Source organism: Pseudomonas sp. KUIN-1 (genome assembly GCF_009176725.1).
Lineage (GTDB): Bacteria > Pseudomonadota > Gammaproteobacteria > Pseudomonadales > Pseudomonadaceae > Aquipseudomonas > Aquipseudomonas fragariae.
This window is the reverse complement of sequence record NZ_AP020337.1, coordinates 3,832,046-3,847,036: the sequence shown is the minus strand read 5'-3', so window position 1 is coordinate 3,847,036 and position 14,991 is coordinate 3,832,046. Positions and strand designations below refer to the sequence as shown.

Annotated in this window: 14 protein-coding genes; 3 read left to right on the top strand and 11 right to left on the bottom strand. The window is 61.1% G+C overall.

Features of this window, described 5'->3' with window-relative positions; genetic code table 11:
* The first annotated feature begins 47 nt into the window (after positions 1 to 47).
* Together KUIN1_RS17050 and KUIN1_RS17045 are read left to right on the top strand one after the other, a co-directional pair.
* A complete protein-coding gene (locus KUIN1_RS17050) occupies positions 48 to 1,274 on the top strand; it encodes a cyanate transporter (protein ID WP_116886981.1) in 1,227 nt (408 codons plus the stop codon).
* Positions 1,275 to 1,342: 68 nt separating this feature from the next.
* On the top strand, positions 1,343 to 2,278 hold the full coding sequence (locus KUIN1_RS17045) for a LysR family transcriptional regulator (protein WP_011268357.1): 936 nt from the start codon (positions 1,343 to 1,345) through the stop codon (positions 2,276 to 2,278).
* Positions 2,279 to 2,285: 7 nt separating this feature from the next.
* On the opposite strand, the gene KUIN1_RS17040 is transcribed toward KUIN1_RS17045, so the two are convergent.
* From KUIN1_RS17040 to KUIN1_RS17010, 6 genes are all read right to left on the bottom strand, one after another.
* Positions 2,286 to 2,435 carry a hypothetical protein gene (locus tag KUIN1_RS17040; RefSeq protein ID WP_002554136.1) on the bottom strand — a complete coding sequence of 50 codons (150 nt, stop codon included), beginning with the start codon at positions 2,433 to 2,435 and terminating at the stop codon, positions 2,286 to 2,288.
* 126 nt (positions 2,436 to 2,561) lie between these two features.
* Positions 2,562 to 3,239 carry a type 1 glutamine amidotransferase domain-containing protein gene (locus tag KUIN1_RS17035; protein WP_024642312.1) on the bottom strand — a complete coding sequence of 226 codons (678 nt, stop codon included), beginning with the start codon at positions 3,237 to 3,239 and terminating at the stop codon, positions 2,562 to 2,564.
* Between the two features lie 166 nt (positions 3,240 to 3,405).
* Positions 3,406 to 4,623 (bottom strand): aldose 1-epimerase family protein, encoded by a 1,218-nt coding sequence (locus KUIN1_RS17030; protein WP_024638681.1) that lies wholly within the window; start codon positions 4,621 to 4,623, stop codon positions 3,406 to 3,408.
* Between the two features lie 790 nt (positions 4,624 to 5,413).
* Positions 5,414 to 5,758 carry a DUF7693 family protein gene (locus KUIN1_RS17020; RefSeq protein ID WP_060408935.1) on the bottom strand — a complete coding sequence of 115 codons (345 nt, stop codon included), beginning with the start codon at positions 5,756 to 5,758 and terminating at the stop codon, positions 5,414 to 5,416.
* A gap of 83 nt (positions 5,759 to 5,841) precedes the next feature.
* Entirely contained in the window at positions 5,842 to 6,774 is a 933-nt protein-coding gene (locus tag KUIN1_RS17015; protein ID WP_103713087.1) for a hypothetical protein, read from the bottom strand.
* Between the two features lie 65 nt (positions 6,775 to 6,839).
* A complete protein-coding gene (locus KUIN1_RS17010) occupies positions 6,840 to 8,000 on the bottom strand; it encodes a TDT family transporter (RefSeq protein ID WP_054091471.1) in 1,161 nt (386 codons plus the stop codon).
* A gap of 129 nt (positions 8,001 to 8,129) precedes the next feature.
* Between KUIN1_RS17010 and KUIN1_RS17005 the strand changes: the two genes are divergently transcribed.
* Complete coding sequence (locus tag KUIN1_RS17005) at positions 8,130 to 9,083, top strand: LysR family transcriptional regulator (protein ID WP_024650925.1); 954 nt, start codon at positions 8,130 to 8,132, stop codon at positions 9,081 to 9,083.
* Here the strand turns inward: KUIN1_RS17005 and KUIN1_RS17000 are convergent.
* Genes KUIN1_RS17000 through KUIN1_RS16980 form a run of 5 tightly spaced genes read right to left on the bottom strand, consistent with a single transcriptional unit; the run spans position 9,017 to position 14,989 of the window.
* Positions 9,017 to 10,432, bottom strand: a complete 1,416-nt coding sequence (locus KUIN1_RS17000; protein WP_024661220.1) for a lipid II flippase MurJ — start codon at positions 10,430 to 10,432, stop codon at positions 9,017 to 9,019. The two genes, KUIN1_RS17005 and KUIN1_RS17000, sit on opposite strands and share 67 nt — an antisense overlap.
* Before the next feature lie 15 nt (positions 10,433 to 10,447).
* Positions 10,448 to 11,269, bottom strand: a complete 822-nt coding sequence (locus KUIN1_RS16995) for an acyltransferase (RefSeq protein ID WP_011268350.1) — start codon at positions 11,267 to 11,269, stop codon at positions 10,448 to 10,450.
* Positions 11,266 to 12,681: an O-antigen ligase family protein gene (locus KUIN1_RS16990; RefSeq protein ID WP_152092136.1), complete on the bottom strand. Its 1,416-nt coding sequence runs from the start codon at positions 12,679 to 12,681 to the stop codon at positions 11,266 to 11,268. The genes KUIN1_RS16995 and KUIN1_RS16990 overlap by 4 nt, the downstream gene beginning before the upstream one ends.
* Positions 12,681 to 13,781, bottom strand: a complete 1,101-nt coding sequence (locus tag KUIN1_RS16985) for a glycosyltransferase family 4 protein (RefSeq protein ID WP_152092135.1) — start codon at positions 13,779 to 13,781, stop codon at positions 12,681 to 12,683. The genes KUIN1_RS16990 and KUIN1_RS16985 overlap by 1 nt, the downstream gene beginning before the upstream one ends.
* A complete protein-coding gene (locus tag KUIN1_RS16980; protein ID WP_152092134.1) occupies positions 13,772 to 14,989 on the bottom strand; it encodes a glycosyltransferase family 4 protein in 1,218 nt (405 codons plus the stop codon). The genes KUIN1_RS16985 and KUIN1_RS16980 overlap by 10 nt, the downstream gene beginning before the upstream one ends.
* Between the last annotated feature and the right edge of the window lie 2 nt (positions 14,990 to 14,991).

The window sequence follows — 14,991 nt, the reverse complement described above, 5'->3', positions numbered from 1 at the left end:
AGCACGCGCCCGGCCTAATCATGACCATCAATAGCGATGGTGACGGTATGCAGATGCGTGGCTCGGCGGTTCAGAATATGGGGTTGATGATCAGTGTCCTGTTGGTGGCGCTGAACCTGCGCCCTTCGATGGCCGCGGTCGGTCCATTGCTGGTGGCGATTCGTCTGGACGTCCCGCTGGGTTTCGGGACGGCGTCGTTGCTGACCATGCTGCCGGTCATGGCCATGGGACTGGCCATGTTTTTCGGCATGGGCATTGCTCGTTACCTGGGTTCGTATCGCAGCATCATGCTTTCACTGGCGCTTATCGGTCTGGCAACCCTGGCGCGTCTGTTTCTCGATTCTGCTGCCGAACTGATTTTCAGCGCTGTGCTGGCGGGTCTGGGTATTGCCTTGATTCAGGCGCTGATGCCCGCGTTGATCAAATCGCGCTTCAAGGCCGACGTCTCCTTGTACATGGGGCTGTACGTGACCGCGATTATGGGCGGGGCCGCGCTGGCCGCCTCATTCAGCCCTCTGGTAATGAGCAGCAGTGGCAGTTGGCGCGTCGGCCTGGCGGTCTGGTCGCTACTGGCTCTTCTGGCAATGTGCTTCTGGTTTGCCCAGCGGCACGTGTTGCAGTCCGACGCGTCAATCGCTGCAGGGCACCGGCAGACCTTCTTCCACATGCCTCGGGCCTGGATGCTGGGGATTTTCTTCGGTCTTGGCACTGCGTCCTATACCTGTGTGTTGGCCTGGCTGGCGCCCTATTATCTGGAAAACGGCTGGGGTGAGCAGGGTGCAGGGTTACTGCTGGGCTTTCTGACCCTGATGGAGGTCGTATCGGGTCTGCTGGTTCCGGCGCTGGCCAACCGCAGTCGCGATAAGCGCGTGGCGCTGGTTGTGCTGCTGATATTGATGATGACCGGCTTTGCCGGGCTGATTTTGATGCCGCAGCAGTTGGGCCTGCTGTGGGCATGCCTGCTGGGCTTGGGGATTGGCGGTCTTTTTCCGATGAGCCTGATCGTGTCCATGGATCATTGCGATGATCCGCAGCAGGCGGGCAGCCTGACGGCATTCGTGCAGGGCGTGGGTTATCTGATCGCCAGCCTGTCGCCGCTGCTTGCCGGAGTGATTCGTGACCTGACGGGCAGCTTTGCGGGTGCATGGTGGTCACTGATGGCGTTGGTCGTGATCATGCTGTTGATGGTGGTGCGACTCGACCCTCGACGTTATGCTGATCATCTGCGCGACGCACTCGGCGAACCTGTCATCACTGGCAGACAGGCTGAATGATTGCATTTTGATGCTATCTTGTGCGCGTTGACCTGACCGCCCGGTCATAGCGCCAGCGAGATGCCTTGATGCTTAACAGTAATGCCCTGAGAAAGCTGGACATGCAGGACCTCATGGTCTTTGTCTCGGTGTATGAGCAGCGCAACCTGACCCTGGTCGCGGAAGCGTTGCATGTCAGCCAGTCGACGGTCAGTTACTGCCTGAAAAAGCTGCGTGCCAACTTCGAGGACGATCTGTTCATCTGCACCCGCAACGGCATGCGTCCGACCCGCAAGGCGTTGGCCATGCATGACCATGTGCAGCAGATTCTCCGCTCGGTCAACCTGTGTCATGACGGTCTCGATCTGTTCGACCCGACTCGCGCACAGACCACCTTCACGGTCTGCGCGCCTGAGTATTTCGAGCTGCTGGTATTGCCGCATTTGCTGCGTGACTTCGTTGCAGCCGGCTTCTCGGTGACGGTCAATGTGCAAAAGCTGGAGAAGCAGTTGCCTGCCGAGCAATTGAACGACGGTCTGTTTGACCTCGCCCTGTGCTTCGGGCCTGGCTTTCACCGAGTCCCGGACAGCCTGATTTCGCAGGTGTTGATGGAGGATGATCTGGTTTGCATCATGGACTCCCGGTTCGCGCCGGTCAGCGCCCTGATCGACCTGCAAACCTTCATCCGGCACCGTCATGTCTACCCGACGCCTTGGACGTCCGACACCAACATGGTGGATGGCTGGCTGCAGCGCCAGGGGCTTGAGCGCCACATCGTCGCGCGCGCCAACAGCTACCGGGCGGCATTGCAATTGCTGGAAGGCACCGATTTCATTCTGGTTCTGCCACGCCGTATTCAGACGCTGCTGGGCAATGAGCCGTGGATTTGCGTATTCGAACTGCCACCTGACTTGCCCGGCTTCAGTCTGGACATGCTGTGGAGCGCCCAGGCGGATCGAGACGAAGCCAGTGGCTGGCTGCGTGAACAAGTCGTGAAGGTGTGTGCCGAGCGCGGCTTGCTCTGACGCGGCGTCAGTTGCCTGACTTGTCTTTCTGCGGGTCGGGAGAGGTGGCAGGTCGGGCCTGTTCACCCTGCTGATTGAGCTGTTTGTTCTTCTCGCCCACTTTGCCGGCGTTTTCCGGCTTGTGATCGAGGTCTTCGCGTTTGGATTCATCAGCCATGACCGTATTCCTTATTGTCGAGGGGTGTGGTTATTGGTCAGTGTGGCGTGTGCAAGATTCGATTTAAATGACGCGCGGTCCGTTGCCCGATGCTGATCGCGTCGGACGCCGAACCGCACACATCGATCAGCTCAGCAGCGTGATCAGGTCTTTGGCTGCCTGCGCCGAACTGGCCGGGTTCTGGCCAGTCACCAGCTTGCCATCGGTCAATACGTAAACGCCCCAGTCGTCGCCCTTGGAGTAGTCACCGCCCAGTTGCTTGAGCGTGTCTTCGACCAGAAAAGGTACGACATTGGTCAGGCCGACCGCTTCTTCTTCACTGTTGGTGAAGCCTGTGACGCGGCGGCCCTTGACCAGTGGCTGGCCGTCCGCTGCTTTGACGTGACGCAATACGCCAGGTGCATGGCAGACCATTGCGTGTGGCTTGTCTGCCTTGGCAAATGCCTCGATCAGAGCGATGGAGTGCTTGTCTTCAGCCAGGTCCCACAGCGGGCCGTGACCGCCCGGGTAGAACACGGCATCGAAATCGGCAGCATTGACGCCAGACAGAAGGCCGGTGTTAGCGAGTGCTTTCTGCGCATCTGCATCTTTGGAGAAACGCTTGGTGTCTTCGGTCTGCGCGTCGGGCTCATCGCTCTTCGGGTCCAGCGGTGGTTGACCGCCTTTCGGAGAAACCAGCGTAACGTCGGCACCGGCCTCTTTGAACGCGTAATACGGCGCGACGAACTCTTCGAGCCAGAAACCGGTTTTCTTGCCGGTGTCGCCCAGTTGGTCATGGGATGTCAAAACCATCAGGATTTTCATGTGCATGCTCGTCTTCGAAGGGTTGAGAGGGTGTAGACAGGCGAAAACCTCAAGTGTTGTGAGAATTTTTTACCACCGAAACGAGCAGGGCCGGATGTCGACGTAATGGCTTGCGTCGACACCCGGCCCTGTTTCAGCGCGGCGTTGAAAAATCGTCAGATAACGATCATTGCTCCTTGCTCAGGTCCACCAGCGGCTCTTTGCGCACTTCAGTTTCGCGACCGTCCTGAATGTGCTTGACCTGCCCAAGGGCTTTGTCGACCGCGCCTTTGTCAGCCAGCAGGCTGTAGCTGATCTGGAACTGACGTTGCTCTTTCGGGGCAATGGTTGGCACCAGATTCAGCGGGCGCTGGAAGCGGCGGTTATAGGAGAAGCTGGTCCCCGGTTCCAGTCCGGTGACGTAGCCCTGGCCTTTGGTGTCGGTGTTTTTCCACAGCGAGAACACCGGCAACTGCCTGGTATTGAAACCGACCGACACGCCCAGGCTGCCAGCCTTGTTGTGCAGAACGGTCAGCGTGTCACCCTTGGCATCACCGTAAGGCACGATGTTGTAGACCGTCTCGTCGTAATCCGGCGTCGGCGCGCGGTAGGTCTGCCAGTCGCCGAGATCACCCTTGGCTTTGTCGTTGAACGGCGAAACCTGCTTGACCGGCGCTTCGAAACGCGCCCCTTGCTCGAGGAACGGCGTGCTGAAATTGCTGTGGTACAGCGCCTGGTATTCTTTCGGATAGTCGCCATTGTTGGTCAGCGTATCGTTGAGCGAAAAGCTCGTGCTGCCGGGCTCGGTGACCAGTTCGGTCTGCACCGAGAAGTCGACCTTCTTGAACGCCTGCTCCTTCAATTCACCCTTGAGGCGGATCGCGTACGGCGGTTTTTCGTCGATCTGCAGTGTCACCTTGCTCGCCGGAATATTGGCTGCACGGCCGTGCAGGGTCAGCAGCTCGCCGTTGTCCATCCCCGGATGGCCCACCCACTCGTAGCCGCAGCGGGTTACCAGCTCGTTGAAACCTTCCAGCCAGCCCAATCCGCCGCGGCCATTGAGCTCGATGAAGGCCGGATTGACCACGTCCTTGACCGGCGAATCCCAGCCCATACGCACATCGCCGACTGATGCCTGCAGCACGTTCATGCCGCGGGTCGGGACGACCGACAGCTTCATCGTACCGTTGTCGATATCGATGATGCTCACGCCTTCCTGACGACCGCCATGCAGCGTACGCATCGTGACAGTGAACGGCTTGTCGGTCTTGACGCCCAGTTGCTGACTGGTGATCTGCTGATTCTGCGCAGCCTTGTCGGTGTCGAGCAGCACGTAATCCCAGGCAAACACACTGGAAGCGGCTGTAAGGGCGCCGAGGCCTACGAGCAGAGGAAGGGATTTCATGGTGGTGGTCCTTCTGTAATTATTGGAATTATGGTGTTGCCTATCGTCTGAGTGGCCATTTAACGCCGAGTTAAACGATTCAGCAATGGGCTGAGCCCAGGCAAAGCGCTTTTCAATCACAATGGCACTGACGGCACAGAGTGTGAGGTTACTTTAGCCTCATCAAAATCACTCGCTGATGGTCGAAAAGGAGGCCTGAGTCGAACCCCAGTCCACCTGAAATCGCAGAACCGCTGTGTGACGCAGAGCGTCACGAACTGCATTCCCACGCGGAGCGTGAGGAACGATAGTCATGCGCTGCCCGCAGCCACTGCCGCAAAAGCGCTTTTCAACCACGATGGCACTGACGACGCAGAGTGCGACGTAAGTGACGGCTGAGTCCTGGCGCTGATTCGGGGGTAGCCTGGCAGGACGCCAGGCTAGCCGCACCGGGCCATGGAGGGCCCGTTGCGGCGACCCCCGGATCAGTGACAGGACGAAGGAACCCGACGAAGTCGGGCCGGAAACCGGAGCGGGGACTTTGCTCACTTTGGTCCCTCAAAGTGAGTCGCCGAGGGGCGAAAAGGTGGCCTGAGTCGAACTCTAATCTACCTGATGTCACAGAACCGCTGTGTGACGCGGAGCGTCACGAACTGCATTACCACGCGGAGCGTGGGAACGAGAGTCTGTGTCGAGCCCCAATCCACCTGAAGTCGCAGAGCCGCCGTGTGACGCGGAGCATCACGAAAGGCATTACCATGCGGAACATGAGGTGCCCTGGCCAAACGCAATCTGGAACATTGAGCACCGGTCATTGAAAGTCTGGTGACTGACCCCGAACCTGATCGAGCCCAGGCTGTTCGGCTGCCGCCTCACCCAGCAACCGCTCGATCTGCGCATGCTCCCAGCCACTGAGCAAACTCACCGGATCAGTGCGTAGCCAGCTTTCGAACGAGCCCTCCCGACCCAACGGACAGCGACATGCCCGACAGCGGGTCGGGCTGCCTTCAGTGATTTCCAGCGACATTAGCCAGCCATCGATCTCGACCTGTTGCAGCCCGGAACCGGAGGGTGTACCGATAAGTTTCAGCGACCGTGTACCCATCGCAGCATCCCGCAGTTGCTGATACACCTCACGAGTCGTCAGAGCTTTCACAGGCGTCACCCAAATCCATTTTGCTGAGTAAAGCACGATTCCGAATCGTGCCGGTTAAAGCAGACGTGCGGGTCACATGTGTTTCAAAAAGTCGATGGCGCACCAAACAGGCTTTCGATCTCGGACCGGGTCTGGTTGATCGCGCCCAACTGACGGATCAGCTCGGCCTGCCTGCTGCCACGCACGCCCGCGGTGGTCATCAGCGCATCGCGCACATAGGTGTAGACACCGCTGACACCGAACGGCGTGATGTAGCGGACATGCTCGCTGAGGCCTTGGGTGATCGCCTTGAAGTGTTCACTGGCGTAATAGGTCCTGCGCGTCCAGGCCGATTCGAACACCAACTCCATCATGACGATATTCAAGCGCGACTCTTCGACCTCATGATTAACATCCGGCGCAGGCGGTGCAGGCTTGGCGTTATCGTAAGGTTGAGCGAGGTGCAGGCGCAGTTTCAGCACCGCATCGGAAGCGGCCATGTCACGGGCGAGCTGCTCAATGGCCTTGCGGGCCGCAGGCAGGTCATCGCTGGCAAGATGAAAGTGCAGATGCATCTTGTCCTGTGTGGCGGTTTCGTTGGGAATCGGGTCAGGCAGACGATCCACCAGTGTGCTGGAGCCATCCGGCACGTCATAGGCGATGGTTTCTTCGAACATGTTCTGCTCATCGGAGAACAGCAGGGCGCTGGCATCCTTGAATTGTTTCTGCGCTTCGGCGGACAGAAAGCCGATCTCCACGCCACCGTCCAGCACGTAGCCCGGCAAGGCCGTAACACCTTCGATGACCGGCCACAGATGGCCGTCCTTTTCCCGCGTCAGGTGATGCTGAACATACCAGCCCAGGCCTTCAAGCCTGGCGCACAGCGGGCCATGAACGTCGCGCCAGTAGGTCGCGAACAGCTCATGGGGAACGCCCGTCCTGCGCAGCACGGTGGTGTAGGAATTGATGACGATGTTTTCGTCGCGAGCTGCGTGGTTGCCGGAAAAGTTACTGGCGGAAAATGCTGAGGTGGGCATGAAGGCTCTCTGTCATGAAGATATTCTTCTCAGGCGCCGTGTCGCAGAGGTAAGTTCAAGGGAACTTACCGGCGGACACATCCTTGTGCTGCGATGCAGGGCGAGACGAACAGGTAACCCCGATAGGCGCCGGCCAGCGTACGTACTGACACGACCGACCACATCAGTGCCAGCAGCGCGACGAGCCACGTGCCAAAGACATCGAAGAAGCCCAGATGCAGGGTAGCACCGAGTTTGAGCGTCGCCAGCGCATACACCCCGAGCGGGAAGGTGAATGCCCACCAGCCCAGATTGAAGCCGATACCCTGTTTCACGTAGCGCAGCGTAATCAGCACGGCCAGCGCCATCCACCACAGACCCAGCCCCCAGAACAGCATACCGACCACCACACCGATGCCGGCGGCCACCGTGCCGATGGATGCCAGGCCGTGGGCGGCAAAGATCGCCGGGGCGTCGCTGCCCATCACCAGCATGCCCAGCGCGCCCGTACCGATGGGACCGAGTGCCAGCCAGCTGGACGCCGCCATGCTTTCGTGGGGCAGTTTGTGCAGCGCCAGGCGCAACAGCAGAATCACCAGAATGCTCAGCGCCACAGGCACCGAATAGGCCCACAGTACGTAGCTGGTGATCAGCACCGTGAACTGCGAGTCAGCGGCTGCAAGATGCGTCGTCAGCGATCCCCCGCAGGCCGCTGCAACTTCTGCCGCCACCACCGGTAACAACCAGACAGCGGTCATCTTCTCGATGCTGTGCTCCTGACGGGTGAACATCATGAAAGGGATCAGCACCCCACACGCCATGGCCATCGCCACGTCCAGCCACCACAAGGCTTCGGCAACCGGGACAATGGTACTGCCCCAGCGTGCCGGCCCGAACACCAGCAAACCGTTGATGATGGTCGCCAGGCCCATGGGGATGGTGCCGAAGAACATCGAGACGGTGGAGTGCCCGAAGACCTGACGTGCCTCATCGAAAAACAGCAACCAGCGGCTGGCGTACATCACGCTGAACAGCGTGAACAGGGCGATATTCAGGAACCACAACGCTTCGCCCACCGCACGCAACGGAGCAGGGCCACCCGGCAGTTGAGCCAGGGCCAGCGACAGAATCCCGGTGCCCATGGTCACGGCGAACCAGTTGGGGGTGAATTGTCGAATCGCCTCCAGCGGGCTGGTCAGTGCGGCGAGGGGGGCGTTGCCCTTGATGAGGATTGCGAGCCTGCTCATGACAGTCTCCTGCTGGTGATTTCGGGACGTGCCATCAGTCTACGGATCGACAGTCAATCTTCTAAACGGGTAATCTCTCTCATCGCTACCTGTTTATCAGGTAGATTTATTCGGCGAGAGAAGGCGCTCTTGAGAATCAACCTGCGGCAATTACAGATTTTTTGCGCGATCACCCGTTGTGGCAGCACTACCAGCGCAGGCAGCGCTCTGGCGCTGTCCCAGTCAGCCACCAGCGCGGCATTGAACGAGCTGGAAAGCGCGTTGGGTACGCGTTTGTTCGACCGTGTGGGCAAGCGGCTGGTGCTCAATGACAGTGGGCAGGCACTGCTGCCGCGTGCCATGAAGATGCTGGAAAACGCCCAGCAGATCGAGGACAGCTTTCTGTTGCCCGACGCGGCGTTGAATGCTCGCCTGCGTATCGGCAGTAGCAGCACCATCGGCAATTACTTCGTGCCGCAGATCGTCGGGGCACTGCGCGGCTCGACGCCTCAATTGCGCATCGATGTGGACATCGGCAACAGCGCACTGATTGCTCGCAAGGTCGCGCAGTTTGAAATCGACATGGGGCTGATCGAGGCACCCTGTCATCTGCCGGAATTGATCGCCGAGCCATGGCTGGTGGATGAAATGGTCATCGTTGCCGGTTGCGCCCATCCGCTGGCCGGGCAGGAACACGTGTCACTGGGCCAACTGCAGAGCGCGGAGTGGCTGCTGCGTGAGCAGGGTTCGGGGACGCGCGAAGAGGTCGAACACTTGCTGCTCAGGCATTTGCATGACCTGCAGGACATGCGTCAGGTAGGCAGCTCGGAAGCAATCATGCGCACCCTCGCGCAAGGCATCGGCATCAGTTGCCTGTCGCGTCGTGTGGTCGCCGACCTGCTGGCCAGCGGGCAGTTGCGCACGCTCGCCAGCCCGCTGCCGCCGCTCAATCGCCGGTTCTTCATGATCAGGCACCGCGACAAGTTCATCTCGCCGCGCCTGGAACGCTTCAGGGAAGCCTGCCGCCAGGCGGCCGATCAGGCCGATACGTTGCGCCACGGTTTGAGCCATAACGCCAGCCCGACCAGCAGCAGCGCGCCGTAAACACAGCTCAAGCCCAGTTGCAGCCAGGTGTCGTGCAATGGATGCAGCGACAAGGCGGCGATAGCCATAAGCAGGCTGGCCAGCAACCAGTGGCTGCGCCACGGCAAGACATCCAGCAATGACTGGCGGCGCATCAGCAGCACGCCAGTGACCAGTGCGCCGCCCAGCGCGGCGAGGGCGATGCCGGTCAGGCCGAAGGCAAAAGGCAGCGCGCCGAGCAGCAGCGCATTGCACAGGCTGCCGATCAGCTCACAGTTGAGCGGTAGGCGTGTGTCACCGGCGGCGTAGGCATAGCGCGCCAGCAAGGCATTCCAGGCACCGAACATCAGCGGTGCGGCAAACCAGGCCAGCAGTTCCGGCAGCGGCCCGCCCTGGGTCTGATTAGGCAGCAACAGTGTCACCAGAGCGCCAGCCGCGCCGATCAGACCGGCCACCGCCGGCAAGGTCAGCAAGGTCGCGCTGCCCAGTCCGCGCTTGAGCAGCGACAGGCGCTGATCGCCGGCACTGCCGCTCATCAGCCCGAGCAGCACCTGATTCAGGCTCATCAAGGCAATCAGCGGCAGGTTGATCAGTTTGCGCGCCAGGTTGACCCAGGTCACCGCGCCTTCGCCGAGCAGCGAGGCCACCATACGCTCCAGCAGAGCGAGACCCTGGCTGGCCAGGTTGCTGCTCAGCAGCGGGCCGATGCGCTGCAACAGCTCACGCATTGCGCCGGCTTCCGATTGCCACTGCCAGGGCCGCCAGCCAGAACGATACAGGGCTGGCAGCAATACACCCGGCATCAGCACGCTACCCAGTACGCATGCGCTGGCCAGCCCGGTCGACGTCGAGGCATGGCTGAACGCGGCGAGGTAGATGACCGGCGGCAGGTTGAACAGCAGCGAGCCGAGCCCGGCCAGCACGAAGCGCGAGCGAGCCTGCAGCGGTACGCAAAACAGCGCATGCAGCATGAAGCCTGGTGCGCACCAGGCCAGCCAGCGCAGGCCGCTGGCGGCCTGCGCGTAGCCGTCGGCATCCAGCCCCGGACCGATCAGGCGCACCAGCCCACCGGCGCCCGACAGCAGAACGACGCTCACTGCCAGCCCGGTCAGTAACAGACGCGGTGCCATGCCTCCCAGCCAGCGCTGTTGCCGTTCAGCGGTACGCTGCTGATAAAGGGGCAGGGCGGCGGCGCTAAGCAAGCCCGCCGCCAGTGACATGCGCAGCGCCTCGGGCAGGAACATCGAAACCAGAAATGCGTCGCTCTGGCCTCCGGCACCCCAGGCCGCCACCAACAGCCATTCGCGGGCAAATCCGGCAGCCAGACCGGTGAGGGTGGCCAGTGTCAGCCAAAGTGTCGAACCCAGCATCGTCTGTGCTTCTGATCAGTGAAACAAGGTGAACAGGCCTTTGCCGCCCACCTTGTAGTTGAGGCCACGAGCACGCTCGCCCTTGATTTCCGCATTCGGGCCACTGACGATGGCATAGGGCGGAACCGGTTTGGAGACCACGCTGTTACCGCCCACCACTGCACCTTCGCCGATGTCTGCCCCGAACGAAAGCAGCGCGCGGCTGCAGATCCATGCATAGTCGCCGATGAACACCGGCCCGCCTACTGCCCAGAATTCGGGTTCGTTGAGATCGTGGCCGCCAGCGATGATCAGCACATGCGAAGCGATGGTGACGTGATCGCCGATCACCAGCCCGCCGCGCGCGTCAAGCTGGCAATGCCAGCCCACCGTGCTGTCATTTCCGATGCGCAGGCTGTCGACGCCGAGCACCTCGGTGTTGCGCCAGACCGTCGAGCCCTTGCCGATCTTCGCGCCGCCGATGCGCAACCACAGCAGGCGCAGGGTGTGGCTGGGGATCTTGCAGATCAGGATGTTGTAAGCCTGCTCCCAGGTCCGCAACATGCGGTCGCGCAGGGTCGGCCAGTTGATCCCGTACAGCGGGATAAGCGCGCCTTTGGTTTCGATGGCCAGCAGCTTGTAGAAGCGTCGCGCCAGCGGGTGTTCGATTCTGGGCTCGATATTGAGGTAGCAGATGAACGACAGGGTGCGATCCTTGATACGTGTTTCAAAGCACACTTCGTTGTCCAGCATCCACTGGTAGGCGGCTTCCAGCTCGTCGAGCGGCACCGCCATCTTGCGCGCGTAATCGGGCAGTGCCTCTCTGAGATTATGAGAATGCATCATGCGGTGTTTCATGAGGAGGCTCCCGGCTCGGGTGAGGCGTCAAGGTGTCTGGATAGGGTGTCGGTCCTGGCGCGCAGGCGTCTGGTTTCGTGCAGGCTGATGCCGACCAATAGCCAGAACAATGCGACCAGCACACTGGTGAAACTGAAGTAATGGTCGAACAGACCGCTGAACAGCGCAGCCAGCACACCGGTCGTGCAGCCCAGCGCAATGGCGTTTTCGCGAGTCAGCACGACCCGCCCGCTTCCGGGGCGCACTTCCTTCCACCAACTGACGGTGATGGCGATGAACAGCAGCATGCCGGGTATGCCAATCTTGTAAATGTAGTTCAGCCACAGGTTGGAAATGCCGAACTCTGTATAGCCCAGTACCGGTGGGTCGGTCTTGAAACCGATGCCGAACGGGAACGTGGCAACTGCATCGGGGAAATGGCTGTATTCCAGAAAGCGAATCGCGGTGCTGGCGTCGTCATCGCTGAACAGCCCCATCAGGCGGTCTTGCAGAGGCGGGTAGAACATCAGCACAAGAATGCCAGCCACCAATCCGCCCATCAGCAACCGCCCCAAGTGCGGAATGCGTCGCCGTGCCATCAGCAGCATCATCGCGATCAGGCTCAACAGTGCACCGCGTGAGCCGGTCAGCAACAGGCCGACCGCGCCCAGTGCGGCCACCGTCAGGCCCAGCTTGCGAGCCGCGCCGCTGCGCGTCATGCCGAAGCAGAAGGCCAGCGGCAGCAGCATCGCCAGCGCCCCCCCCGCCACGTTGGGGTGCATCCACGGTGAGCCCATGCGACTGGCGAGCGAAAGCAGGCTCTGGCTCAATACGTCGGCACCGCTGTAGCCCAGGCTGCCGAGGATTGGGATGATTGCCGTAGCTGAGCCTTTGGTGACGTAGACCGCAATCGACAGCACCAGCAGCAGCAGCGTCCCGCCGAGCAGCGCACTGACCGCGTCTTCCAGCGTCTTGAGGTCGGTCAGCAGGCGCGGCACCAGAAACAGGATCGACAGGTTGAACAGCCAGCGTATCCAGTTGATCGGGCCGTTGCCCTCGGCGACGACGGTTAACTGGCCGACCAGAAACGGGAACGCACTGAACAGCATCAATGCCACCAGCAGCCGTTCGGGGCGCAGCATGCTGGGCAAACGCTGGCGTTCCTGGAAGACTCCATGCAGCAGGTAGCTGGCCCAGGTCAGCATGATCAGCGCTTCGGACACCGTGGTACGAATGCCGATTTGAACCGTCGAGTAGGGCAGGAAGGTTCCGATCAGGCAGAACAGCAGCAGCCCGCGTACCGGCCGACGCATGATCGTGGCAACCGCCACGATACCGATCGCTGCCGCCACCACCAAAGGCGCGGGCAGCATCCAGATCATCACGCCGAATAGCAGGCTGAACAACAGCCCCAGAGGCAAGGCCAGTGGCATCAGCGCAATTCCTCCAGCGCCGCGTGCACGCGCTCGCAAAAGGCTTTCAACTGATAGCGCTGCGTCCATTCTGTGGCAATCGCCGGATCTTCTTCGGGGGCCTGCGACAGGGTGCCCATCAACCTGATCAGATTGCCGCTATCGAGCGGTGAAAAGCGCGGGCTGTCGGGCGGGGCGACCTCATCCAGCGACGAGCCCGTGGCCACCGCAACCGATGTGCCGCTGTTCAGCGCTTCAATCACCGGCAGCCCGAAGCCTTCGCTTGTGGAGGGTTGCCAGAGCCGTTCGGCATTTTTGTAGACGGCGTGCAGTTCGGCGTCGCTCAGGCCGCTGAGCACATGCAGACCTGGTAACTGGCGCTGGGCCTCGGTCAGCGGATCGTCGCCACCGACCAGTACCAGTTCCGGGGTATCGACGAATTGCATGCGCGCGGTCTGCCAGGCATCCACGAACCATTTGATGTTCTTGCGCGGTTCCCGCGTGCCCACGCACAGCCAGTAACGCAGCGGCAGGCGCAGTTGCGCGATGTCGGCCGGCTCACCCTTGAAGGCTTCCACCAGCAGCGGTATGACGCGCAGTTTGGCCTTGAACCTGGGGAACATACGAGCAGCTTCGTTTGCAGTGAATTGCGAAGGCACCCAGATCTGGTCGGCAACCTTCAGCGACCAGGCAATCGACAGGTAGTCGGTCATCCGGTAGATCCTGGCTTTGAGTTGCGAACCGTGACTGTTGTGCTGCGTGAGCTGAAAAAGATCGTGCAGTTGCAGTACGTAGCGCATATCGGCCGGTTTGCGCCCCAGCGGCAAGCCCATGTTGATATTGGCCACGTAGATCTGAATACCTGCATCGCGCAGGGCTTCAGGCAAGAACCGGCCTTCGAAGCGCAGGCGATCCGGCAGCCGATGCACCGAATTCAGAGGTGCGGCCCAACGTGGGGCGTGCATCAGGCGGCGTACCGGATGATCGTAGGGGGCCACGCCGAACAGCTGCAATTGCACATCCGGATGTTCACGAAAGGCCTGTTCCAGTGCCAGATTCTGGCGACCGATGCCGCTGATGGGATAACCGGCTGCCGCGCGGTAGTCGAGTCCTATACGCATGAGCGCAATCCTTGCTTGGAGAACGAAAAGCGGGTGTAGATCACTTCCAGCTGAGCGGCCGAAACAGACCAGTCGTGCCGCGCGCGAACATAAACGCGGCCGGCTTCGCCAATCTGCTCGAGCTGCAGCGGTTTGTCAGTGTATTCAGCGATCAGCGTCGCCAGCCCGGAGGCATCCTCGCTGCCCAGGTAATGTTCGCCATGCCGCACCGTCAGCCCGGAAACCCCCTGCGCGGTGGTCACCACCGGCAGGCCGGCAGCCATGGCTTCCAGCGTCTTGAGCTTGGAGCCGCCACCCTGGCGCAGGGGCGCGAAGAACATCGAGGCAGTGGCCTGCAAGGCACGCAGGTCAGGTACGAAACCCAGCCATTCAATGCGTGGGTCAGGCCAGCGCTCGCGCCAGGCCTGAGGCATACCGAAGCCGCCGATGGCAAACCGTACATGGGGTGCCTGAGCCCAGACCTGCGGCATGATCTCGTCCAGCGCCCATTCGATGGCGTCGACATTGGGGCCGTATTCATAGTTGCCGATGAACAGCAGGCGATGGCTGTGACGGTCCGCATGGACGCTGGCGTAGTAATCGCAGTCGACACTGTTGACGACATAGGACGTGGCCCTGCCGCTCAGGCGCGAAAGTACCTTGGCATCGTCCTCGGTGACCGCGATCAACTCGCCGGTCTGGCGAAACACGCGGGTTTCCCAGCGCCGGTAGCGCCAGCGGTCATAGACCGCGAAGGCATTGGCCCAGCGCGGCAGACGGTCGTAGCTGGCGGCACCCAGGTCCGATTCGACATTGTGCTCGGTCAGCACAAAGGGCTTGCCAGAGCGCTTGAGCGCGCGCTCGAAGGGCTGAAAGGCATAAGTGTGCTGCAACTGGATAATGTCCCAGTCCTCCTTCAGCAACTGCTCGAAGGCTTTTTCCAGTTGTGGCGCGTAGCCGTTCACGCTGGCCAGCATCGGTGGCGCTGCAAAGGCCACAGCCAGCAGCGTACGCAGGCTGAGCAGCGGGCGGCGTTCGATCACGATCAGGCGTTCCAGCCAAGGCTCCATTGCCGCGCGCGCGTTGTCGTCCAGCGGGTTCTTGGACTGCACCAGCAGCGTGATGCGATGACCGCGCCCAGCCAGGTTGCGCAACAAATGGTATTCCCGGGTCTTGCCACCACTGGTGGTGGGCCAGGGCAGGTAGGGGAGTGTCCACAGGATTCGCATGG